Source organism: Pseudomonas phoenicis, assembly GCF_047302395.1.
GTDB lineage: Bacteria > Pseudomonadota > Gammaproteobacteria > Pseudomonadales > Pseudomonadaceae > Aquipseudomonas.
This window is the reverse complement of sequence record NZ_CP154852.1, coordinates 3,074,881-3,099,356: the sequence shown is the minus strand read 5'-3', so window position 1 is coordinate 3,099,356 and position 24,476 is coordinate 3,074,881. Positions and strand designations below refer to the sequence as shown.

General features: G+C 61.5%; 14 protein-coding genes, 2 tRNA genes, 3 rRNA genes and 1 pseudogene. 8 read left to right on the top strand and 12 right to left on the bottom strand.

Annotated elements, in window-relative coordinates; all coding sequences use genetic code 11:
• Positions 1-7: 7 nt before the first annotated feature.
• The 4 genes from AA0Z93_RS13885 to AA0Z93_RS13870 all read right to left on the bottom strand — a co-directional run bounded on the left by AA0Z93_RS13885 (position 8) and on the right by AA0Z93_RS13870 (position 5,041).
• A complete protein-coding gene (locus AA0Z93_RS13885) occupies positions 8-904 on the bottom strand; it encodes a nitrilase family protein (RefSeq protein ID WP_413048312.1) in 897 nt (298 codons plus the stop codon).
• A 149-nt stretch (positions 905-1,053) separates the two neighbouring features.
• On the bottom strand, positions 1,054-2,988 hold the full coding sequence (locus AA0Z93_RS13880; RefSeq protein ID WP_413048313.1) for a flavin monoamine oxidase family protein: 1,935 nt from the start codon (positions 2,986-2,988) through the stop codon (positions 1,054-1,056).
• 131 nt (positions 2,989-3,119) lie between these two features.
• Entirely contained in the window at positions 3,120-4,079 is a 960-nt protein-coding gene (locus tag AA0Z93_RS13875; protein WP_413048314.1) for an aliphatic sulfonate ABC transporter substrate-binding protein, read from the bottom strand.
• Positions 4,076-5,041, bottom strand: a complete 966-nt coding sequence (locus tag AA0Z93_RS13870; RefSeq protein WP_413048315.1) for an ABC transporter substrate-binding protein — start codon at positions 5,039-5,041, stop codon at positions 4,076-4,078. Before AA0Z93_RS13870 ends, AA0Z93_RS13875 begins: the two co-directional genes overlap by 4 nt.
• Before the next feature lie 312 nt (positions 5,042-5,353).
• Between AA0Z93_RS13870 and AA0Z93_RS13865 the strand changes: the two genes are divergently transcribed.
• From AA0Z93_RS13865 to AA0Z93_RS13830, 8 genes and pseudogenes are all read left to right on the top strand, one after another.
• On the top strand, positions 5,354-6,487 hold the full coding sequence (locus AA0Z93_RS13865) for an acyl-CoA dehydrogenase family protein (RefSeq protein ID WP_413048316.1): 1,134 nt from the start codon (positions 5,354-5,356) through the stop codon (positions 6,485-6,487).
• A gap of 73 nt (positions 6,488-6,560) precedes the next feature.
• Positions 6,561-7,505, top strand: a complete 945-nt coding sequence (locus tag AA0Z93_RS13860) for an NAD(P)-dependent oxidoreductase (RefSeq protein WP_413048317.1) — start codon at positions 6,561-6,563, stop codon at positions 7,503-7,505.
• Between the two features lie 18 nt (positions 7,506-7,523).
• Positions 7,524-8,317 (top strand): annotated as a pseudogene (locus AA0Z93_RS13855) (class II aldolase/adducin family protein).
• Positions 8,318-8,383: 66 nt separating this feature from the next.
• Positions 8,384-10,003 (top strand): ABC transporter substrate-binding protein, encoded by a 1,620-nt coding sequence (locus AA0Z93_RS13850; RefSeq protein ID WP_413048318.1) that lies wholly within the window; start codon positions 8,384-8,386, stop codon positions 10,001-10,003.
• On the top strand, positions 10,000-10,950 hold the full coding sequence (locus AA0Z93_RS13845) for an ABC transporter permease (RefSeq protein WP_413048319.1): 951 nt from the start codon (positions 10,000-10,002) through the stop codon (positions 10,948-10,950). The genes AA0Z93_RS13850 and AA0Z93_RS13845 overlap by 4 nt, the downstream gene beginning before the upstream one ends.
• 90 nt (positions 10,951-11,040) lie before the next feature.
• Positions 11,041-11,937, top strand: a complete 897-nt coding sequence (locus tag AA0Z93_RS13840) for an ABC transporter permease (protein ID WP_413048320.1) — start codon at positions 11,041-11,043, stop codon at positions 11,935-11,937.
• A complete protein-coding gene (locus AA0Z93_RS13835; protein WP_413048321.1) occupies positions 11,934-13,553 on the top strand; it encodes a dipeptide ABC transporter ATP-binding protein in 1,620 nt (539 codons plus the stop codon). The genes AA0Z93_RS13840 and AA0Z93_RS13835 overlap by 4 nt, the downstream gene beginning before the upstream one ends.
• Before the next feature lie 297 nt (positions 13,554-13,850).
• A complete protein-coding gene (locus tag AA0Z93_RS13830; protein ID WP_413048322.1) occupies positions 13,851-15,185 on the top strand; it encodes an LLM class flavin-dependent oxidoreductase in 1,335 nt (444 codons plus the stop codon).
• 50 nt (positions 15,186-15,235) lie between these two features.
• Here the strand turns inward: AA0Z93_RS13830 and AA0Z93_RS13825 are convergent, their stop codons facing one another.
• From AA0Z93_RS13825 to AA0Z93_RS13790, 8 genes are all read right to left on the bottom strand, one after another.
• Positions 15,236-16,126: a hypothetical protein gene (locus AA0Z93_RS13825; RefSeq protein ID WP_413048323.1), complete on the bottom strand. Its 891-nt coding sequence runs from the start codon at positions 16,124-16,126 to the stop codon at positions 15,236-15,238.
• A gap of 131 nt (positions 16,127-16,257) precedes the next feature.
• On the bottom strand, positions 16,258-16,812 hold the full coding sequence (locus AA0Z93_RS13820; protein ID WP_413048324.1) for a UPF0149 family protein: 555 nt from the start codon (positions 16,810-16,812) through the stop codon (positions 16,258-16,260).
• Positions 16,813-16,911: 99 nt separating this feature from the next.
• Positions 16,912-18,555 (bottom strand): acetolactate synthase large subunit, encoded by a 1,644-nt coding sequence (locus AA0Z93_RS13815; RefSeq protein ID WP_296269010.1) that lies wholly within the window; start codon positions 18,553-18,555, stop codon positions 16,912-16,914.
• A 303-nt stretch (positions 18,556-18,858) separates the two neighbouring features.
• Positions 18,859-18,974, bottom strand: a 5S ribosomal RNA gene (rrf, locus tag AA0Z93_RS13810).
• A 126-nt stretch (positions 18,975-19,100) separates the two neighbouring features.
• A 23S ribosomal RNA gene (locus AA0Z93_RS13805) occupies positions 19,101-21,992 on the bottom strand.
• A gap of 257 nt (positions 21,993-22,249) precedes the next feature.
• A tRNA-Ala gene (locus AA0Z93_RS13800) sits at positions 22,250-22,325 on the bottom strand.
• Between the two features lie 6 nt (positions 22,326-22,331).
• Positions 22,332-22,408, bottom strand: a tRNA-Ile gene (locus tag AA0Z93_RS13795).
• 86 nt (positions 22,409-22,494) lie between these two features.
• Positions 22,495-24,031: ribosomal RNA gene (locus AA0Z93_RS13790) — 16S ribosomal RNA — on the bottom strand.
• The 16S, 23S and 5S rRNA genes sit together here with 2 tRNA genes alongside, the layout of an rRNA operon.
• Positions 24,032-24,476 lie beyond the last annotated feature (445 nt).

The following is a 24,476-nucleotide window of genomic DNA, read 5'->3' as shown; positions in this document are numbered from 1 at the left end:
GGCCTCCTCAGCGTGGCATCGGTGCGTGCAGGCGATAGCCGAGCGCAGCGTCGTACAGGTCGGTGCGACGGTCGCGCTGCAGGTCGTTGAGGCTGTTCCAGATGGGCGCGCTGCGCGCGGCGGTGAGGTCGACGTCGGCGTAGAGGATGCATTGCTCTTCGGCACCGGCCACCTCGCCGATGGGCCAGCCGTTGGTGCCGGCGATCAGCGAGCAGCCGAGGAAGCGCCCGTCGCGCTCGCTGCCGATGCGATTGGCGGCGGCGATGTAGAGGTTGTTGACGTGGGCCGCGGTGATGGTCAGGTACGAGGCCATGCAGCGACCGGCCGCATCAAACAGCGGCGGCGGCGTCCACACCCAGTTGTTCAGGCTGCAGATGATGTCGGCGCCCTGGGCGGCCATCAGACGCGGCACCTCCGGGAACCAGATGTCCCAGCAGATCAACAGGCCGATGCGGCCGATGGGCGTTTCGAACACGGGAAAGCCCAGATCGCCTGGCGTGAACCAGAGCTTTTCCTGGTTCCACAGGTGAGCCTTGCGGTAGTGGCCGAGCAGGCCGTCGGGGCCGAACAGCACGGCGCTGTCGTACAGTTTCAGGCCGTCGCGCTCGACGAAGCCGGCCGCCAGGTACACGCCATGCTCACGGGCCAGGTCCGCCCAGGCACACACGCTATCGCCTGCGCCCAGCGTCTCGGCATGGGCATAGGCCTCGGCGCGGGACGAGAAGGTGTAACCGGTGTTGCAGAGTTCGGGCAGCACGATCAGGTTGGCGCCGGCGGCAATCGCCTGTCGCGCCAAGGCCAGGCTGTGTTGGAGGTTGCGCTCGCCATGTTCGACACCCACTTGTGGGTCGAACTGGATGACGGCGATGCGGACGGGGCTGACAGCGGTGCAATGGTCGGTCATTCCGGCTTCCTTTTTTGGGTTTGTTGTGGAAGGCGGCCAGTACAACGGGGATGGTCGAGCGCCGACAGTCGGGAAATTCCGAAGGGCTTGAAGGAATAGTCGCACGCGGTTGAGGGAGGCGCCCTACAAGGCCCGCCTCCTGATAAACGTCAACGCACTTGGTAATGCGGATAGTGGTCGAGGATGAAGTCGCCGTTGAAGCGTGCCTGAGTGCGCTGGCACACGTTGATCACCGCGTCGACGGCGGTACGCAAGCAGGGCTCGGTCCAGCCGGCATCGACGGAAAAAGACTCTCCAGCCAGGTAGAGCCCGGATTCGCCGCCCAGGTCGCGGTTGTATTTCATCAGGCTGACCGCGTCATAGTAGGTGCCAGCGCGATACAGCTTGGCGCAACCCAGGGCATTGGCATCGGTGAGCCAACGCTGTATCCGAATGTTGCCGACATCCACGTAAGGGGAAATCGGTTCGGCGATATTGGTGCAGCGCAGCAGGATACGGTCCAGCTCCTTCAGGCATTTTTCGACCAACTCGCCGTCATCGAAGCTGGCCAGCTTGCTGGCATCGTCTTCCCAGGTGTAGCTGAGCAGGATGCAGTCTTGCGCGTAGCTGCCGTTGTAGCGATACGCATAGACATCGTGCACGAAGCTGTCGGTGACCAGGATCTGCGGCAGCTGCGGATGGTGATCGAGGAAGGCTTTGTCCAATCCGGCGTAGACCTTGCAACTGGTTTCCCAGTGCGCGTGTTTCCAGGCATCGATCACTGAGAACGGTAATAACGCCTTGCCGAAGCCTTCGAGGCGCAGGTTGGTCTCGATCAGCCATGACGGCAGGGTCAGGATCACGCTTTCGAAATCCTCACTGCGCAATTGCGCGTGGTCAGAAGCGCTGTGCTGCCAGCGGTAGCTGACCCGGATACTGCCGTCTTCACGTTTTTGCAGAGCGACCACCGAACTGTCGGTCAACAGTCCGTCCTGGCGCGCGATGCAGTGTTCGTACAAGGAAGTGCCTAGCTCGGCGATGTTCATGAACAGCTGGCATTCGTCCATCGCCACCAGCCCGACATAACCGGGCGGCTGGAACGGCAGCCCTTGGCTGTCGGGCAAGGGTTGCGCATGCAGATGAGGTGCCGGCAGCGGCTGGCCGTGTTCGTCCACACGTCCATGCACCAGTTGCAGGTGGCTGCTGAAACCGAAGATTGCAGTGCGTAGAGGGTACAGGCAGCACACGTCGTAGAACGCCCCCCAACTGCCGTCGCCGATACCGATCGAGTAGAAGATCGCGGATTCGTCGGCCGTCATGCCCAGCCCCCCGAAGTCACCTGGCTGCTCGGGGTTCAATGCGTCCAGCTTGGGCAAGTCCACCAAGTCGCGGAACGACAAGCGGTGATAGCGCTCGACGATGGCGGACCACAATGCCGGCCATTCGGCCGTGCCATACCTACCGGCCACTTCAACGGCGAAACGTTTGGCGAAGCTCAGCCATTTTTCCTGCACGCGCTGCAGTATCGAGGTAGGCGGCGGTGTGTCGCCCTGGGCATTGCGCCATATCAGCAAGGTAGGATCGCCCTCCCCCTCCAGCTGCCCTTCGCGCAGATAGATGCCGGTAGCGTTGACCCAAGGCGTACCGGGATTGGGAAAGTCGGAAATGCGCAACTCGAAGAGGTCGGCGTAGTACGCCATGAGCGAGCGCCCTGCTTTTGGGGGCTCGCCGGTTCTGTTGAAGAAGGGCATGCGCATCGCGCCCAGCTCGAAGGGAGTGCAGGCCTGTGCGGATGCTGACGGTGTGCTGGGGACTGTCAGGTGGCGGCCGCCGACACGCTGCGATTGTTCGAACAGGGTGACGTGGGTATAGCCGCAGCGCAGCAATTCACGGGCAGCGGTCAAGCCCGTGATGCCGGCACCCACGATGGCGATGCGATGCTCTGGCCGCGTTGCCTGGGCAATGCCGCCGGTCTGTTCGATCAGCCGGCGGTAGTCGAAGCACAGGTCGGGTGGATTGGGAAAGCGTGCAGCCCATGGCAGGCTCGGTGATTCGGGCGTGATGGCCAGGTCGGCAGGATGGTTGTGGGTAGATCCGATGGTCATGGTCGAGCTTCCTGGATTAAAGGAAGCGGCAGCCTGAACTACCGGTCGTGGCGAAGGTGGCACCCTGCTAACGCAGGTTTGGCACTTCTTGCGCTACGAGCCTCTGCGTGTACCAGGGCACGTCTGTGCCCTCATTGCGGTTTGGGCTCGAACAACTCCACATCCCGCGCATCCACCCGCCTGGGCAGCAGCCCCTCACGCTGAAACGCATCGGCAATGCGCTGCTGTTCGGCCAGGTCCTCCACCCTCACCGGCTGCACGTCATAGCTGCGACGCGCGTTGGCCTGCTGCACGGTGGCGCTGTCCAGGTTGCCCCACAGCGGGCCGAGAATGGCCCCCGCTTCGCGCGGATGCGCCTTGGTCCAGGTACCGATTTGGCGCAACGCCACATAGACCTGCAGCAACACCTCGGGGTGCGCCTTCGCATAATCGCTGCCCGCCAGGTAATAGCGCTGGTAGCTGGCCAGGCCCTTGCCGTCGGCGAGCACCCGGGCCTGTTGCTGTCGTTGTGCGCTGGCGACGTACGGGTCCCAGGTGACCCAGGCGTCGACCTTGCGGTTTTCGAACGCGGCGCGGCCGTCGGCGGGGATGAGGTAGGCCGGGGAGATGTCCTTGAAGCTCAGCCCGGCCTTGGCCAGGGCCTGGATCAGCAGATAGTGGCTACCGGCCGCCTTGGTCACGGCGATGCGTTTGCCCTTGAGGTCGGCCAGGGTCTGCAGCGGTGAGTCGTCCGGAACCAGGATCGCCTGAGCGGTGGGCGACGGCGCCTCGCGGGCGAAATAGGTGAGCTTGGCACCGGCGGCCTGGGTGAACACCGGCACGGTGTCGGCGACATCGGCGGACAGGTCGACGTTGCCCAGGTTGAGCGCTTCGAGCAGCGGCAGACCGCTGGGAAACTCGTGCCAGCTGACGCGGATGCCGTCCGCCTTGAGGCGCTGTTCCAAGGTGCCCTGCGCCTTGAGCAAGGTCAGCAGCGTGGAGGACTTCTGGTAGCCGATGCGCAAGGTCTGCTCGGCGTGGGCCAGGCCCGGCAGCAGCGCGCCAGCCAGCAATGCCAGGCCCCAGCGGCGTAAGGTCGACGCGGGGCTCATGGCTGCACCGCCACATCGTCACGGGTTTTCAAGGTGAAACCGCTGGCGAAGGTGGGTGCTACGTCGAGGTGCTGGTTCATCAGTCCATGGGCTTGGTAGAAATCTGCGGTGGCTTGCTGCTCGGCGACGGTAGTCGGATCGATTACCTGCCAGCGCAACTGGCGGCGCTCGAATTGCAGGCGTGCAGCGTTCTCGGGGAAGCCGATGATGGCGGCCAGGGTCTTCGAATAGCTGTCCAGGTTATGGTTGGCCCATGCCTGGGCGTCGGCCAGACGGTTCAGATAATCCTGTAGCGCAGCGCGTCGTGCGGGGTCGGCCAGCGCCTGGTCGGTGGCGGCCAGGAAACTGTTGCCGCTCGACAGCCCGCGGCCATTGACCAGCACCCTGCCCTGGCCGCTGACCTCGGCCAGGGCGGTGTAGGGTTCCCAGGTCGACCAGGCGTCCACCGAGCCGTTGGCCAGGGCGATCTTGGCGTCCACCGGGCCAAGGAAACGGAACTCCACGTCCTTCTCGGTCAAGCCAGCCTGATCCAACGCCTTGAGCGCCAGGTAATGACCGATCGAACCGCGGCCGGTGGCGATGCGCTTGCCCTTGAGGTCGCTGGCGCTGTGCAACGGTGCGTCGGGCCGCACCAGCAAGGCGGTGCCATAGGCATCGGACTTGTCTACGGCGATGGCCTTGACCGGCGCGCCCGAGGCGAGCACGAACAGCAGCGGCGCATCGCCGATGATGCCGGCGTCGATGGCGCCGGCGTTGAGCGCTTCGGCCAAGGGCGCCGCAGCGGGGAATTCGGCCCAGCGAATGTCGTAGGGCAGATTCTTCAGGGCTTGGGCGGCTTCGAGCTGGGCGCGCATGTTGCCCTTCTGGTCACCGATGCGCAGGGTCAGGCGCTCGCTGGCGGTGGCCTGCCCCGCCAACAGCAGGGCCGAGGCGAGGATCAACAGCTTCGATCGAATGGACATGACGCTCCTTGGTAGCGGAATGGACAGCGTGGTGCGGCCCTTGGGGAGCGAATGTAGCGAGTTCTTTTAGATAAATTAAATTGATTTTAGGAATAAACTAATATGCGTTTATTTTTCGAGTATCGATCGCTGCTGCCTCCTAACGGTGACCAAGGGCAATGAATCGCCACCGCTTTAAATGCCAAAATCGCATAAACAAGAGAATTAAAATCCGCAAAACAAATAATTAGCTTAGAACCAGAAAGACTTTTACAGCTTCTATCCAGACGAATACGGTCTTAGCCCACGACCGTCATTCAGGGATGCAAGCCCATGACCCTCCCCGCCGACAGCGTCCTCACCGCGCTGACGCAGGCCCTGGCAGCCAACGCCGAACGCTTCGATCGCAGTGCCGCTTTCCCCCAGGACAATTTCGACCTGCTGCACCGCCACGGTCTGCTTGGCCTGGTCGCACCCACCGCGCTCGGCGGCGGGGGTGCGGACCTCGTCCAGGCACGGCGGATCGTCAGTGCGGTCGCTGAGGGCGACCCAGCCACTGCGCTGATTCTGGTCATGCAGTACTTGCAGCACGAACGCCTGCAACACGACCCGCGCTGGCCCGAACACCTGCGCCTGCGGGTGACCGAGGAGGCAGTACGCGACGGCGCCTTGATCAATGCCTTGCGCGTCGAGCCCGACCTCGGCAGCCCGGCCCGCGGCGGCTTGCCGGCCACCGTGGCGCGACGCACGGCGGACGGTTGGCGCCTGAGCGGACGCAAGCGCTACTGCACCGGCAGCCATGGCCTGAGCTGGCTATTGGTGTGGGCGCGCAGCGACGATGCCGACCCTCTGGTCGGCGGTTTTCTGGTGCACCGCGACACGCCCGGCATCCGCATCGAGGAGGATTGGGACCACCTGGGCATGCGCGCCACGTGCAGCCATGAAATGCGCTTCGACGACGTGCTGATCCCGCTCGACCACGCCGTTGGCGTCAGCCCGGCCAGCGCCCCACTACCGGCCTTGGACGACCGCGCCCAACTGTGGATGGCGGTGTTGCTGCCCTCGGTCTACGACGCTGTGGCCCGTGCCGCGCGCGACTGGCTGGTGGGTTTCCTGCACGCGCGTGCGCCCGCCAATCTTGGCGCCCCGCTGGCCAGCCTGCCGCGTTTCCAGGACGTGCTCGGGCGCATCGACACCTTGCTGTTCGCCAACCAGAGCCTGCTCGACAGCGCCGCTGCGGGGCATACCGCCGCCGCCCATGCGGGCCAACTCAAGCAATTGGTCAGCGCCCAGGCCATCGAGGCCGTGACGCTGGCGGTGCAAGCCGCTGGCAACCCTGGCCTGTCGCGCCAGCAGGCGCTGGAACGGCACTACCGCAATGTGCTGTGCGCGCGCATTCATACACCGCAGGACGATGTCGTCTTCAATCAGGCCGGCCGCCGTGCGCTGGCGCGGGAGGTGGCATGAGCCGCTCGCCTCGCACCGTTTCACCCAACCACCGCACTCGGCACGTCCCCACTTCCTTCACACGAGTATCACCATGAGTGCTTCGATCATCGCCAGTCAGCTCGACGCGGCGTCCAACCAACACCTGCGCGAGCGCCTGCCCGGGCATCGGGTCATCGACCTTGCCCTCGGCCAACTGAGCGTCGACGCCCCCGCCGACGTTTTGATCCTGCGGCCGCACAAACTGCGCGGCCAGCATCTGCATGGTGCGCCGGCGGGATGGCCGTGGCAGGTGAAGTGGATTCAACTGCTCTCCTCAGGCATCGACGCCTACCCCGAATGGCTCTTCGAAAGCGCACCCGTCACCAGCGCCAAGGGGGCCAACGCCGAGCACGTGGCCGAGTTCGCCCTGGCGCTGATCTTCGCCGCAGCCAAACAGCTGCCCGGCCTGTGGGTCAGGAACGCCGAGTGGCACCTGAGTCCCTTGGCGCCTGTACGCGGCCGAACCCTGGGCATCTTCGGCTTCGGCAGCATCGGCCAGAGTCTGGCGCGCAAGGCCACTGCCCTGGGCATGTCGGTACTGGCCCTGAACCGCCCCGGCCAGGCGATCGCCGCGCAGCCGGGAGTGGCCCAGGCCGCCGACCTCGCCGAACTGTTCGCCGGCAGCGACCACTTGGTGCTCGCCGTGCCGCTCACCGCCGCCACCCGTGGCGCGATCGACCAGCAGGTATTGAGCCATGCGCGCGCCGGCTTGCACCTGATCAACATCGCCCGTGGCGGGCTGCTCGACCAGAACGCCTTGCTGCACGCGCTGGACAGCGGCCTGATAGGTCGCGCCAGCCTGGATGTCAGCGACCCCGAGCCGCTGCCCGACGGGCATCCGCTGTACCGGCATCCGCGCGTGTTCCTCTCGCCGCACACCTCGGCCCTGTCCGAGGACGGCCATCCGGCCTTTCTCGAAGCCTTCATCGACAACTTCCACCGCTACCGCGAGCAGGCGCCATTGGCCAACCTGGTCGACCTCGCACGCGGCTACTGAACCCTCGGAGCGTCCCCCATGCCTGCATTGTCCGCCCTGCCCTCCACCCCACCGTCACTGCGCGAGCGGGTCAGCGCCGAAGAATGGGAGGTGCGCGTCAAGCTGGCGGCCGCCTACCGCCTGGCCGCGCTGTTTCGCTGGACCGACCATATCTACACGCACTTCTCCGCCCGCGTGCCGGGGCCTGACGAGCACTTCCTGATCAACGCCTTCGGTCTGATGTTCGACGAGATCACCGCCTCCAACTTGGTCAAGGTGGACGTCGACGGCACGGTCATCGACGACCCGCTGGGGCTGGGCATCAACCAGGCCGGTTACGTGATCCATAGCGCCATCCACCGCGCGCGGCCCGACTTGCAGGCCGTGCTGCACACCCATACCCGCGATGGCGTGGCGGTGTCGGCGCAGCGCGAGGGCCTGCTGCCCATCTCGCAACACGCCCTGGCCTACTACAGCCGAGTGGTCTACCACGCCTACGAAGGCGTGGCCCTGGACCTGGACGAGCAGCAACGCCTGGTGGCCAACCTGGGCCGGAGCAACATTCTGATCCTGCGCAACCACGGTTTGCTTACCGCCGGCATCAGCGTGGAGCACGCGTTCCGCGAACTGCATGGGCTGGAGCGTGCCTGCAACATCCGGTGGCGGCCCAGGCGGGCGGCAACGACGGTTTGCTGCATGCCTCGCCCGCGGCCATCGCCAAGGTGCACGAGCAATCCAAGCGGTTTGCCGATGGATTGGGGGAAGGGATACAGCGGCACTGGGATGCGCTGGTGCGGCAACTGGAGCGCGGCGGTCGCGAGTACGCCCTGTAGAGACGGACAACCCGCGCTCCGGCGCCTGCGCGAACACGCGTCCCTCACTTCAAGGACTTCACCTCCATGGCCGCACTGCACCGCCTGTTCGCCCTCGGCGCCCTGACGCTGAGCCTCACCGCCTGCTCGCCGGGCGATGACAGCGCCACCCGCAACACCCTGAACATCGCGTTCTGGGGCGACAACACCACCCTGGTCAGCGTCGACCCGTTCCAGGTCTATTGGCTCGAACACCGCGTGCTGTTGCGCAACGTCGCCGAATCGCTCACCGACCAGGACCCGCAAAGCGGTCGCATCATCCCCTGGCTGGCACGCAGTTGGGAGGTCAGCGACGATGCCCTGAGCTACACCTTCCACCTGCGCCAGGACGTCACCTTCAGCAACGGCGAGCGCTTCGACGCGCATGCCGTGAAGACCGCCTTCGACAGCGACAAGGCCTTCGCCCGCGAGCTGCCGGCCACCTTCGGCGCCACCTACCTGGCCGGCTACGATCACAGCGAGGTGCTCGACGACTTCACCGTCAAGCTGGTGCTGTCGCGGCCCAACGCGGGCTTTCTGCAAGCGACCTCCACCACCAACCTGGCGGTCCTCGCGCCCGCGTCCTACCGGCTCAGTGCCCAGCAGCGCTCCCAGGGCCAGATCATCGGCACCGGGCCGTTCACCCTCGAGCACTACACCCCGGAGGTCGGCGCACGTCTGGTCAAGCGTGCCGACTACGCTTGGGCCTCTGCCAACGTGCGCAACCGGGGCGCAGCCCATCTGGATGCCGTGGAGGTGCGCTACATCCCGGAGGAAAGCGTGCGCAACGGTCTATTCCTACAGGGCAAGGTCGACATCCTCTGGCCCCGTCAGCCGTTCTCCGAGGTCGACCAGCAGCTGTTCCAGTCCAAGGGCGCCAGCATCCAGAGCCGTTCGCTGCCGGGCCCAGCCTTGAACCTTTACCCCAACACGCGCAACGACCGCCTGCTGGCCGACCGCCAGGTGCGCCTGGCCTTGCAGAAGGCCATCGACCGCACCAGCTACGCGCACACCGTCTACAACAAGCAATTTCCGGTGGTCAGCGGCGTATATGACACCACTACACCCTTCTTCAAACCCCAGGCCGACAAGCTCGCCTACGACCCGCAAGCGGCCGGGCGTCTGCTGGACGCCGCAGGCTGGCATCAGGGCGAGGACGGCTACCGGCACAAGGACGGCAAGCGCCTGACCTTGCGCTACAACCTCACCCCGGCCGAAAGCGCTGGCGATGTGCTGGTGCAGGATCAACTGCGCAAGGTCGGCATCGACCTCAAGCTCAACGTGCTGACCCGCGCCGAGTGGGTCGCCGGTAACGCGTCGGGCAACTACGACCTCACCTCCACCTACATGACCCGCGCCGACCCGATCATCCTGCAGACCATCCTCGACCCGCGCGCGGCCAACAGCGCGACCATGGCCACCAACGCCTACGAGCCCGCCACCCTCGAACAGGCGCAGGCGCTGTTCGACCAGGGCCTGCGCGCCACCACCGATGCGCAACGGGCGCAGGCCTACGGACAGTTGCAGGATTTGCTGCTCGATCAAGCGGCGGCCTTCCCGCTGTACGAACGGGTCTGGCAGGCGGCCACGGCGCCACGGGTCAAGGACTTCCGCTGGACCGCCGAGGGCTTCGCGCTGCTCAGCGACATCCAGGTCGGCCAGCCATGAAGCGCTACCTGATCGGCCGCATCGGCCAGGCCCTGTTGGTGCTGTGGGGCGCCTACACCCTGACCTACCTGATCCTCTACCTGCTGCCGGGCGACACATTGGCGATCATGCTCAGCGCCTCGGGCATGGAAGCCGATGGCCTGTCACCGGAGGACCTGGCCAAAGCTCGTGCCTACTACGGGTTGGACAAGGGCCTGCTGGGGCAGTACCTCGACCTGCTCGGCCGCGCCCTGCACGGCGATCTGGGCCAGTCGCTGTCGCTTGGACGGCCGGTCACGGCGCTGTTGGCCGAGCGTCTGCCGCAGACCTTGGCCTTGGCCGGCAGCGCCATCGTGCTGTCGCTGGTGGTCGGCATCGGTCTTGCGTACGTGACGGCCTATGTCCAATGGCGCCCGCTCAAGACCGCGCTGGCGCGCCTGCCTGCGCTGGGCTTCTCGGTACCGGTGTTCTGGATGGGGCTGTTGCTGATCCAGGTGTTCGCCTTCGCCCTGGGCTGGTTGCCGGCCACCGGCAGCCAGGGCCTGGACAGCCTGGTACTGCCAGCCATCACCCTGGCGATTCCCAGCGCGGCGGTGTATGCCCAAGTGCTGCAACGGGGTTTCCAGGGGGTGTGGCAGGAGCCCTACATCACCACGGCCTTCGCCAAAGGCCTGAGCCGCGGCCAGGTGCAGGCCCGCCACGGTCTGCGCAACGCGGCCCTGCCGCTGCTGACGCTGGTCGGCTTGCAGGTGGGCAACACGGTGTCGGGCGCGGTGCTGGTGGAAACCATCTTTTCCCGTAACGGCGTCGGGCGGCTGGCCCAGGAAGCGGTGCTGCGCCAGGACATTCCCGTGGTGCTGGCGATCGTCGCGGTGTCGGCGGCGGCGTTCGTGGCGGTCAATCTGCTGGTCGACCTGCTCTATCCCTACCTGGACCCACGCATTACCCATCGAGCGAGGGTGAGCTGACATGAACGGCAACCTCTCCCGATTCGCTGGCATGCCGCCTTCCAATCCACGGGAAGCACGTTCCCGAAACAGTGCTACGGGTGAATGGACATGAGCCACGATCTTTCCCTGACTTCGCCTGCGCCCACAGCCGCCCCGCCTGTGTGGAAGCGTCGCTCGCGCTGGCAGCGCATGCGTCAAGCATGGATTCCCTTGCTGCGCCGGCCAGGTTTCAGCCTGGCACTGCTGATCGTCGTGTTCGCCCTGCTCTGCGCGCTGGTACCGCAGGTATCGAGCAGCTTCGATCCCTATGCCACCTCTCCGCTCGACAAACTCAGCGCGCCCAGTACCGTGCACTGGTTCGGCACCGACGAACTGGGCCGCGACCTCTATACGCGCGTGGTGTACGGCGCGCGACTGTCGGTGCTGGCAGCGTCGCTGGCGGTGGCCATCGCCCTGCTCGGCGGGCTCGGTATCGGCGTGCTGGCCGGCTTTGCCGGGGGGCGGATCGATGCTGCGCTGATGCGCCTGGTCGATGTGCTGCTGGCCTTGCCCAGCCTGCTGCTGGCACTGGCGATCGTCACCGCCATCGGCTTCGGCACGGTGCCGGTGGCGGTCGCTGTGGGAGTCGGCATCATTCCGGGCTTTGCCCGTACCACCCGCGCCGAAGTACTGCGCATCAAGACCCTGCCCTACGTCGAGGCCGCGCGCCTGGGCGGCGCCAGTTGGACGCGCACGCTGTTGCGCCATGTGCTGCCCAATGCCTGGGGGCCGGTGGCGGTGCTCGCCACGCTGGACTTCGGCGCGGCCATCCTGGCCACTGCCGGCCTGAGCTTCCTGGGTTTCGGCGCGGCGCCACCGGCCGCAGAATGGGGCACCTTGATCGCCAACGGCCGCCATTTTCTCATCACCGCCCCTTGGGTATCGCTGCTGCCGGGGTCGTTCGTGGTGGCGGTGGTGTTCAGCCTCAACCATCTGGCGCGCAGCGCCGAGGAGCATGCCCGATGACTTCATCCCCCTTGGTCGAGGTGCGCGACCTGAGCATCAGCTACGCCTTCGCCGGGCAGCGCCATCAGGCGCTGCGCCAACTGTCCTTCAGCCTGGCCCAGGGCGAAACCCTGGCCATCGTCGGCGAGTCCGGCTCGGGCAAATCGACCCTGGCCAACGCCTTGCTCGGCTTGCTGCCTGGCAACGCCCGTATCGAAAAGGGGGAGCTGTGGATCGACGGCGTCGAAGTGGGCCACGCCAACGAACGGACGCGGCGCCAGCTGCGCGGGCGTACCGTCGCCCTGGTGCCGCAAGACCCGATGGTCAGCCTCAACCCGACCCAACGCATCGGCCGGCAGATCGCCGAAGCCTTGCCCGCCAGGGCCGGCCGCCCAGCGACGAACCCGGACAGCGCCGTATTGACGTTGCTGGAGCAGGTGGGCCTGGACGACCCTGTGTTGCGTGCCCGCCAGTACCCGCACGAGCTGTCCGGCGGCATGCGCCAGCGCGTGCTGATCGCCATCGCCTTGGCCGGCGAACCACGCCTGATCATCGCCGACGAGCCCACCAGCGCCCTGGATGTGACGGTACAGCGGCAGATCCTCGACCACCTGCAGCGGCAGGTGGCCGAACGCGGGATTTCACTCTTGATCATCACCCACGACCTGGGCATGGCCTGCGACCGAGCCGACCGGCTGCTGGTCATGAAGCAAGGCGAGTTGGTCGAGCAGGCCTCGCCCCGGCAAGTGCTGTGGGGTTCGGCGCAGCCCTATACGCACCAGTTGCTCAACGCGGCGCCCGCCTTCGTGCCTCGGCACAGGCCCCCAGGGCCGGCAGGAGACGTGCCCTTGCTGCGCCTGAGCGGCGTCGGCAAACGCTTCGCAGTGCCCGGCCGCCAGCAGCCGGTCAGCGCTTTGCAGGATCTGCACCTGGAGGTGTATGCCGGTCAGACCCTGGCCATCGTCGGCGAGTCCGGTTCCGGTAAGAGCACGGCGTTGCGCATCGCCTTGGGTCTGGAGCGTCCCAGCCAGGGCAGCGTCGAGATCGAGGGGGAGGCGGTCGGCGATTACACCTGGCAGCAGTTCCGGCCGCTGCGTCGGCGCGTACAACTGGTCCAGCAAAACCCTTTCGCAGCGCTCGACCCGCGTTTCACCGTGTTCGACTGCATCGTCGAGCCGCTGGTGTCGTTCGGGCTGCTGAAAGGCCAGGCGCTGGAACTGCGGGCACGCGCCTTGCTCGAGCAGGTGCAACTGCCTGTGGATTTTCTCGACCGTCTGCCGCGAGAGCTGTCCGGCGGGCAGCGCCAGCGCGTGGCGATCGCCCGCGCCTTGGCCTTGGAGCCTGCGTTGCTGTTGCTGGACGAACCGGTGAGCGCGCTGGACGTCTCGGTCCAGGCGCAGATTCTGGCGTTGCTGGAAAGGCTGCAGCGCGAGCTGGGGATCGCCTATGTGCTGGTGTCCCATGATCTGGCCGTGGTGGCGAGCATGGCCGATCAGGTCGTGGTGCTGCGCCGGGGCGAGGTGGTCGAGCAAGGGCCGGCCGTGCAGGTGTTCGGGCAACCGCGTGGAGAATACACGCGCGAACTGATCGCGGCCATTCCAGGGCATTCGCGGCATGTGCTGCCGGTGGCGGTGTGAGCGCAGCCTGCGCTAGGGGGTTGGGAAAGCCTGGATGAACGGATTCTTTTTATTCTTTATCCGCATTAATTAGATTATGAATATCAGATAAACACATAATTAGCTTAGAACCACAAAGCCTTTCACAACATCCTCTGCGCCACGTTAACGTCCCCCACATGAGTCCGACCCCCCACCCGGTGGAGGCCTTTCATTGTGTCTTCCTCCGGCGTGGACCTGCGGGTTCGACCTTCGCCTGCGCTGACTGCGCAGGCACGCCTCCGGAAGCCTTCAACCCATGCCTCCAGAGGAACTCCCATGAGCAAACGACAGATCCACCTTGGCGCCATGATCCACGGTGTCGGCCACGGCTGGGGCGAATGGCGTCATCCGGATGCCCTAGCCGATGCCAGCGTCAACTTCGGTTTCTACCAGCAGCAGGCGAAACTGGCCGAAGCGGCGCGCTTCGACTTCGCTTTCATCGCCGACAGCTTGCACATCCACGCCCGCTCCAGCCCGCACTACCTCAACCGCTTCGAACCGCTGACGCTGCTTTCGGCGCTGGCGGCGGTGACCACCCGCATCGGTCTGGTGGCCACGGTCACGGTCAGCTACACCGAGCCCTTCCAGGTCGCGCGCCAGTTGGCCTCACTCGATCTGATCAGCGGCGGGCGCGCCGGTTGGAACGTGGTCACCTCGTGGCTCTCGGGCACCGCCGACAATTTCAGCAAAGCCGAACACCCGCCCCACGCCGTGCGCTACCGCATAGCGCGCGAGCACGTGAAGGTGGTTCAGGGCTTATGGGACTCTTGGGAAGACGATGCCTTCACACGGGACAAACAAAGCGGCGAGTTCTTCGACCCGGCCAAGCTGCACACCCTGGGCCACCAGGGCGAGTTCTTCCAGGTCAAGGGCCCGCTGAACATCCAGCGCTCGCCCCAGGGCCAACCCTTGATCTTCCAGGCAGGGGTATCGGAAGACGGTCGCGAGTTCGCCGCGCAGAATGCCGACGCGATCTTCCTCAATCCCGAGTCCTTCAGCGAGGCCCGCGCCTACTACCGCGACCTCAAGCAGCGCGCCGTGCGCCATGGACGCAACCCGGACGAGCTGTTCATCCTGCCGGGCATCCGCCCGATCATCGGTCGCGACGAGGCCGAGGTGGAACGCCGCTACCAGCAGGCCGTTGACTTGGTCAGCATCGAGGATGCTCTGGTCGCCCTCGGCCGGCCATTCAACGACTACGACTTCACCCGGCACGATCTCGATGCGCCCTTCCCCGACCTAGGCACCTTGGGCGAGAACAGCCACAGAGGCACCTCCGATTACCTCAAGCAACTGGCTCGTGACGAAAGCCTGACCCTGCGCGAACTGGCCCTGCGCTTCTCGCGGCCCAAGCGCGACTTCACAGGCACGCCGGAACAGGTGGCCAACGCTTTGCAGGACTGGTTCGAAGACCGCGCCGCCGACGGTTTCATCATCAACTCGCTGCTGCCCGACGGGCTGCAATATTTCACCGAGTTGGTCGTGCCGCTATTGCAGGCGCGCGGTCTGCTGCGCCGCGAATATCCAGGGGATACGTTGCGCGACAGTTTTGGCTTGCAGGTGCCGCAGAATCGCCATGCCCAACCGCGCGAGGAAAGCGCGGTGGCTTGATCGACACCTGCTCTTTTCGTTCAGTCGCCGAAGTCGGTGGTGTTCTGCGTTCAGTAACCAGGCGCGACTTTGGCGACCGACGGCGTCTGATGGTTTTCCTGCAACCAGGCGAGCACGCAGAAGAACAGGTCCATGCCCATGATGCCGCTGGCGATGGTCGACAGCACGACCTGGCCATCGTTGTCCTTGATGACCACCTTCTCGCTCCAGGCACTGGTGTTGGCTTCGCGCAACAGGGCAATGGGGAAACGACGGCCGTCCACTTCGAGATATTGCGGGGTGATGATCAGCGGCTTGGTTTTCACATCGAGGAAGTTGCCAGTGACGCGCTTGCCCCATACCTGTTTGGTGTCGGCATAGTTGAAGCGTACGGCGCCACCTTGATCGAGCGTATCGGCCATCGCCGGCATACGCTCTTCTACGTAGCGCTCGCGGACAACCTGAATGAATTCCTCCAGCTTGTGCAGGTGCGCATTCACGCGTCGGAACGGCTCGTTGGCGCTGCGGCGGTAAGCCAGATTGTTGATCAGCCCGGCGGTAAGCGTCTGGCCCGAGGCGAACAGGTAGAGGTCGTCCATCTCCTTGAACGCGACGAATTCGTCGTTACTGGACGTAATCTGGCGAATGCCTTTTTCGTAGACCTCGTAACGCGCATTGCGCAGCTTTTTCTGCCAGAAGATCGTTGCGACCAGACACAAAGCCACGAATACCAGAAAGGCCATGGTGTAGGTGAACATTTCCGGCGCACCGTTGAAGGTCGTGGTCGAACCATTGGCAGGGGCCGGGTCGCCAGGGAATCTGACGGTGGTTCTCAGATAGCCCAGGAAACCGGCGATGCCCAACATGAAGGCGGCGAGCACACCGGTGAAAATCTGCAAGGCTTTGCCGTAACCGTATTTGCCGATCAGGTTGCCCGTCGCGGGCGATGCTGCTTCATGCATGATGAACGTTCCTGTAAGCGTGTGGAATAGAGTGCTTGCAGGATAACGACTGGATACCCAGAGCGAGGTTCATTGGCAACAGTCAAATTGTGGCAGCCCAGGCAAAACATTTCAGCAGCAGAGCATCATGTTCAATCACGCGACGTTCGCTGGTGGAGATAGAGTGCGCGAGCCGCAGCGGTGACGATCGGTATACAGGCCTTCAGGTCTTCATCGCTCATCGCATCGAGCAATTCGAAGTTATCTTCCAGCCCATGCAAGGAAATGGCGTCGAGCTGCTTCTGTTGCTCGGCCGGCAGATCCGACCATTGCGCCACTTGTGTGCCACGCATGTAACCGAAGCACCATTCCTCCAGAATCACAACCGGCCCTTGTTCGGTTTCATTGACTTCGAACAGGGGTTGGAAGTGTTCCAGATCGTTCGCCAAGGATTCGGCGACCTGATCGGCGTAACGCAACATCAGCGCTGTATAGGCTTCTTCATGAGCAGGTTTCTTGAACGTAGGCACCTTGCCACCGGCGACGGTCGGCAACCAATGTTCGGGGGTCACGACCGTGGGCGAGCTGGCCAGCGCCGTAAAGAAGCCATTGAGCTCGGCCACATTGAGCACCGAATAATCATTGCCGTAGGTGATCAATAGATCGTCCAGGCGATGCAGTTCTTTTTCGCTGAGTGGAGGAAGCATGGGAAGTCCTGAAAAGCGGAAGGGAGCCACCCTGACGTGGCGCTGCGGTCAACGATGGGGCGCAGGGCTCGCTTCCGGCTGAAAGCGAGCCCTCGGGGCTTACACGGCCAGCGCGCGCTCACGCAACTCGCTGTTGAGGATACGGTCGTTCTCGCTGTAATCGACCGGGCAGTCGATCACATGAACGCCCGGGGTGCTGATGCAATGCTGCAGCAGCGGCAGCAGGCCTTCGGCGCTTTCCACGCGGTGGCCATTGGCGCCATAGGCTTCGGCATATTTGACGAAGTCCGGGTTGCCGTAGTCCAAGCCGAAATCGGTGAAGCCCATGTTGGCCTGTTTCCAGCGGATCATGCCGTAACCGTCGTCACGCAGGATCACCACGGTGACATGCATGCCCAGGCGAACGGCGGTTTCCAGTTCCTGGCTGTTCATCATGAAGCCGCCATCGCCGCAGACCGAGATCACTGGGCGATCCGGGTAGACCAGATGCGCGGCCATGGCCGACGGCAAGCCGGCGCCCATGGTCGCCAAGGCGTTGTCGAGCAACACGGTGTTGGGCTTGTGCGCCTTGTAGTTACGGGCGAACCAGATCTTGTAGATGCCGTTGTCCAGCGCCACGATGCCTTCGGAAGGCAGCACGCGACGGATGTCGGCCACCAGGCGTTGTGGGTATACCGGGAAGCGGTCGTCGTCGGCGCCTTCGATGATCTGCGCTTCGTTGGCTTCGCGGATGGCCAGCAGGCGGGTGAAGTCCCAGTGCGAGGTGTCGCCCAGGCCTTCGGCGATCTGCCACACGGCGTTGGCGATGTCGCCGATCACTTCGACCTGCGGGAAGTACACGGCATCGACTTCAGCGGAGCGGAAGCTGATGTGAATGACTTCGGTGCCGCCGCGGACCATGAAGAATGGCGGTTTCTCGATCACGTCGTGGCCGATGTTGATGATCAGGTCGGAGGCCTCGATCGCGCGGTGCACGAAGTCACCGGACGACAGCGCAGCGTTACCCAGGAAACGTGGGTTGCGCTCGTCGACCACGCCTTTACCCAACTGGGTGGTCACGAACGGAATGCCGGTCTTGTCGATCAGTTGCTTGAGCACCTTGGCGGTCATCTTGCGGTTGGCACCTGCACCGATGACCAGGATTGGGCTGCGGGCCTTTTGCAGCTTCTCGACAGCGGCTTCGATCGCCACATGCTCAGCGAGCGGACGGCGATGAAGGCTACGCGGGATCGGCAGCGCATCGGTCTGCTCGGCAGCGATGTCCTCAGGCAGCTCAAGGTGCACAGCGCCTGGCTTTTCTTCTTCAGCCAGGCGGAAGGCTTCGCGCATGCGCGCCGGAATGTTGTCGGCCGAGGCGAACTGATGGGTGTACTTGGTGATGGGGTCCATCATGCCGCACACGTCGATGATCTGGAAACGACCCTGTTTGGATTTTTTGATCGGCTTTTGGCCAGTGATCATCATCATCGGCATGCCGCCCAAGTACGCATAGGCACTGGCGGTAACCAGGTTGGTGGCGCCAGGGCCGAGGGTGGAAAGGCTTACACCGGTCTTGCCCGTCAAGCGGCCGTAGGTGGCGGCCATGAAACCGGCAGACTGCTCGTGGCGGGTCAGAACCAACTTGATCTTGGACTTGCGCAGGGATTCGAGCAGGTCGAGGTTTTCCTCACCTGGAATACCGAACACATACTCGACACCTTCGTTTTCCAGACATTGCACAACGACATCGGCGGCCTTGGCCATCTCGCTTGTAACCTCACGTGATATTGCGGTAATGGATCAACGTACTTGGCAGCACGCCAAGCTATAGGGCTCGCAGCAGATGAACCGCCACGAACTGAATCTTGACGCAGGCTAAGCCTGGACAAGTCACGTAAGGGTACGCACTTTTCGCCGTTCAAGGGTGCAACGGAGTAAATATTGGGCGTGCGTTGTTTGCTGGGCGTCGCGAATAGCGACGACCCATTCAGGAAGGGCGTGGTTTTTTCTGCGCAGAAAAGACAAAACCCCTACCTGCTCGCGCAGATAGGGGTTTTGCGAAATGAATCTTGACGATGACCTACTCTCACATGGGGAAACCCCACACTACCATCGGCGATGCATCGTTTCACTGCTGAGTTCGGGATGGGATCAGGTGGTTCCAATGCTCTATGGTCGTCAAGAAATTCGGTTGCCGGTACGTCGTTGCCGACGGGCCAGCCAATTCGGATATGTGATGATCTGTGTGCGAATCTTCGGCGATGCGTCTTACACACAACCTGCGTCTTGGCAGATTGCTTGGGTGTTATATGGTCAAGCCTCACGGGCAATTAGTATTGGTTAGCTCAACGCCTCACAGCGCTTACACACCCAACCTATCAACGTCGTAGTCTTCGACGGCCCTTTAGGGGATTCAAGATCCCAGTGAGATCTCATCTTGAGGCAAGTTTCCCGCTTAGATGCTTTCAGCGGTTATCTCTTCCGAACATAGCTACCCGGCAATGCCACTGGCGTGACAACCGGAACACCAGAGGTTCGTCCACTCCGGTCCTCTCGTACTAGGAGCAGCCCCTCTCAAATCTCAAACGTCCACGGCAGATAGGGACCGAACTGTCTCACGACGTTCTAAACCCAGCTCGCGTACCACTTTAAATGGCGAACAGCCATACCCTTGGGACCGGCTTCAGCCCCAGGATGTGATGAGCCGACATCGAGGTGCCAAACACCGCCGTCGATATGAACTCTTGGGCGGTATCAGCCTGTTATCCCCGGAGTACCTTTTATCCGTTGAGCGATGGCCCTTCCATACAGAACCACCGGATCACTAAGACCTACTTTCGTACCTGCTCGACGTGTGAGTCTCGCAGTCAAGCGCGCTTTTGCCTTTATACTCTACGACCGATTTCCGACCGGTCTGAGCGCACCTTCGTACTCCTCCGTTACTCTTTGGGAGGAGACCGCCCCAGTCAAACTACCCACCATACACTGTCCTCGATCCGGATGACGGACCTGAGTTAGAACCTCAAAGTTGCCAGGGTGGTATTTCAAGGATGGCTCCATGAGGACTGGCGTCCCCACTTCAAAGCCTCCCACCTATCCTACACAAGCAAATTCAAAGTCCAGTGCAAAGCTATAGTAAAGGTTCACGGGGTCTTTCCGTCTAGCCGCGGATACACTGCATCTTCACAGCGATTTCAATTTCACTGAGTCTCGGGTGGAGACAGCGCCGCCATCGTTACGCCATTCGTGCAGGTCGGAACTTACCCGACAAGGAATTTCGCTACCTTAGGACCGTTATAGTTACGGCCGCCGTTTACCGGGGCTTCGATCAAGAGCTTCGCTTGCGCTAACCCCATCAATTAACCTTCCGGCACCGGGCAGGCGTCACACCCTATACGTCCACTTTCGTGTTTGCAGAGTGCTGTGTTTTTAATAAACAGTCGCAGCGGCCTGGTATCTTCGACCGGCATGAGCTTACGGAGCAAGTCCTTCACCCTCACCGGCGCACCTTCTCCCGAAGTTACGGTGCCATTTTGCCTAGTTCCTTCACCCGAGTTCTCTCAAGCGCCTTGGTATTCTCTACCCAACCACCTGTGTCGGTTTGGGGTACGGTTCCCAGTTATCTGAAGCTTAGGAGCTTTTCTTGGAAGCATGGCATCAACCACTTCGTCGCCTAAAGGCAACTCGTCATCAGCTCTCGGCCTTGAGATCCCGGATTTGCCTAAGATCTCAGCCTACCACCTTAAACTTGGACAACCAACGCCAAGCTGGCCTAGCCTTCTCCGTCCCTCCATCGCAATAACTGCAAGTACAGGAATATTAACCTGTTTTCCATCGACTACGCTTTTCAGCCTCGCCTTAGGGACCGACTAACCCTGCGTCGATTAACGTTGCGCAGGAAACCTTGGTCTTTCGGCGTGCGAGTTTTTCACTCGCATTGTCGTTACTCATGTCAGCATTCGCACTTCTGATACCTCCAGCAAGCTTCTCAACTCACCTTCACAGGCTTACAGAACGCTCCTCTACCGCATCACCAGAGGTGATACCCGTAGCTTCGGTACCTGGTTTGAGCCCCGTTACATCTTCCGCGCAGGCCGACTCGACTAGTGAGCTATTACGCTTTCTTTAAAGGGTGGCTGCTTCTAAGCCAACCTCCTAGCTGTCTAAGCCTTCCCACATCGTTTCCCACTTAACCAGGATTTTGGGACCTTAGCTGACGGTCTGGGTTGTTTCCCTTTTCACGACGGACGTTAGCACCCGCCGTGTGTCTCCCATGCTCGGCACTTGTAGGTATTCGGAGTTTGCATCGGTTTGGTAAGTCGGGATGACCCCCTAGCCGAAACAGTGCTCTACCCCCTACAGTGATACATGAGGCGCTACCTAAATAGCTTTCGAGGAGAACCAGCTATCTCCGAGCTTGATTAGCCTTTCACTCCGATCCACAGGTCATCCGCTAACTTTTCAACGGTAGTCGGTTCGGTCCTCCAGTCAGTGTTACCTAACCTTCAACCTGCCCATGGATAGATCGCCCGGTTTCGGGTCTATACCCAGCGACTAAACGCCCTATTAAGACTCGCTTTCGCTACGCCTCCCCTATTCGGTTAAGCTCGCCACTGAATATAAGTCGCTGACCCATTATACAAAAGGTACGCAGTCACCTAACAAAGTAGGCTCCCACTGCTTGTACGCATACGGTTTCAGGATCTATTTCACTCCCCTCTCCGGGGTTCTTTTCGCCTTTCCCTCACGGTACTGGTTCACTATCGGTCAGTCAGTAGTATTTAGCCTTGGAGGATGGTCCCCCCATATTCAGACAAAGTTTCTCGTGCTCCGTCCTACTCGATTTCATTGATAAGAGCGTTTCGTGTACGGGGCTATCACCCACTATGGCCGCACTTTCCAGAGCGTTCCACTACTCTCAAACCAACTTAAGGGCTGGTCCCCGTTCGCTCGCCACTACTAAGGGAATCTCGGTTGATTTCTTTTCCTCAGGGTACTTAGATGTTTCAGTTCCCCTGGTTCGCCTCTTGCACCTATGTATTCAGTACAAGATAACCAGCTTGTGCTGGTTGGGTTCCCCCATTCAGAGATCTCTGGATCACAGTCTGTTTGCCGACTCCCCAAAGCTTATCGCAGGCTACCACGTCTTTCATCGCCTCTGACTGCCAAGGCATCCACCGTATGCGCTTCTTCACTTGACCATATAACCCCAAGCAATCTGGTTATACTATGAAGACGACATTCGCCGAAAATTCGCATGTTGCGCTCTCGCGCAGAACTCACAAATTTTACCTTAGCCTGATCACCACCAGTGAAAGTGGCCATCAGTCTATTTCTATCACATATCCGAATTTTTAAAGAACGATCTGACAAAAGTCAGAAATCAACATTCAGCGCACCCGATGACCTGGGTGGAATGTTCATTTCTAAGTTCTGAACAGCAAACGATGCTAAAAGGTGGTGGAGCCAAGCGGGATCGAACCGCTGACCTCCTGCGTGCAAGGCAGGCGCTCTCCCAGCTGAGCTATGGCCCCAGAAGCTGGTAGGTCTGGGCAGATTTGAACTGCCGACCTCACCCTTATCAGGGGTGCGCTCTAACCAACTGAGCTACAGACCTATAACAGGGTCGCGTTACAGCATCGTCTTCGTACAATGAATCAAGCAATTCGTGTGGGAGCTCATCAGCAGGCTGATGTCGTCGATTAAGGAGGTGATCCAGCCGCAGGTTCCCCTACGGCTACCTTGTTACGACTTCACCCCAGTCATGAATCACACCGTGGTAACCGTCCTCCCGAAGGTTAGACTAGCTACTTCTGGTGCAACCCACTCCCATGGTGTGACGGGCGGTGTGTACAAGGCCCGGGAACGTATTCACCGTGACATTCTGATTCACGATTACTAGCGATTCCGACTTCACGCAGTCGAGTTGCAGACTGCGATCCGGACTACGATCGGTTTTGTGAGATTAGCTCCACCTCGCGGCTTGGCAACCCTCTGTACCGACCATTGTAGCACGTGTGTAGCCCAGGCCGTAAGGGCCATGATGACTTGACGTCATCCCCACCTTCCTCCGGTTTGTCACCGGCAGTCTCCTTAGAGTGCCCACCATAACGTGCTGGTAACTAAGGACAAGGGTTGCGCTCGTTACGGGACTTAACCCAACATCTCACGACACGAGCTGACGACAGCCATGCAGCACCTGTGTCAGAGTTCCCGAAGGCACCGATCCATCTCTGGAACGTTCTCTGCATGTCAAGGCCTGGTAAGGTTCTTCGCGTTGCTTCGAATTAAACCACATGCTCCACCGCTTGTGCGGGCCCCCGTCAATTCATTTGAGTTTTAACCTTGCGGCCGTACTCCCCAGGCGGTCAACTTAATGCGTTAGCTGCGCCACTAAAATCTCAAGGATTCCAACGGCTAGTTGACATCGTTTACGGCGTGGACTACCAGGGTATCTAATCCTGTTTGCTCCCCACGCTTTCGCACCTCAGTGTCAGTATCAGTCCAGGTGGTCGCCTTCGCCACTGGTGTTCCTTCCTATATCTACGCATTTCACCGCTACACAGGAAATTCCACCACCCTCTACCATACTCTAGCTTGCCAGTTTTGGATGCAGTTCCCAGGTTGAGCCCGGGGCTTTCACATCCAACTTAACAAACCACCTACGCGCGCTTTACGCCCAGTAATTCCGATTAACGCTTGCACCCTCTGTATTACCGCGGCTGCTGGCACAGAGTTAGCCGGTGCTTATTCTGTCGGTAACGTCAAAACAACCAGGTATTCGCTAGCTGCCCTTCCTCCCAACTTAAAGTGCTTTACAATCCGAAGACCTTCTTCACACACGCGGCATGGCTGGATCAGGCTTTCGCCCATTGTCCAATATTCCCCACTGCTGCCTCCCGTAGGAGTCTGGACCGTGTCTCAGTTCCAGTGTGACTGATCATCCTCTCAGACCAGTTACGGATCGTCGCCTTGGTGAGCCATTACCTCACCAACAAGCTAATCCGACCTAGGCTCATCTGATAGCGCAAGGCCCGAAGGTCCCCTGCTTTCTCCCGTAGGACGTATGCGGTATTAGCGTTCCTTTCGAAACGTTGTCCCCCACTACCAGGCAGATTCCTAGGCATTACTCACCCGTCCGCCGCTGAATCGAAGAGCAAGCTCTTCTCATCCGCTCGACTTGCATGTGTTAGGCCTGCCGCCAGCGTTCAATCTGAGCCATGATCAAACTCTTCAGTTCAATACTGCTTGGGTTTTTAAGAAACCCTAAACTTGGCTCAGCAATCTCAAATGACTATGTGATTTCTCGCATGGTCACTTGTGATGCTGATAATCTTGGTGACTATCAGTCCATACTCACAAGCACCCACACGAATTGCTTGATTCAAATTGTTAAAGAGCGGTTGGTTGAGCCTTTCGTCTCAACCGAGGCGCGCATTCTACGCTGTCCTCAGTGTCTGTCAAGTGTTTATTTTGAAGTGTTTTGCGAGAATCTCGTTCAACTTCAACCACTTGGCTCGCTGCGATCTCTCGTAGCGGGAGGCGAATCATACAGCGTTACAACCTGCTGTCAACTGCCTTATGAAGATTTCATCTGCTTGGCAAGGCCACTCCAGCTTCATCTCCAACCCCGCTTCGAAATGCATCGCTGCGGGAGGCGAATAATACGTTATTCCAGAACTGTG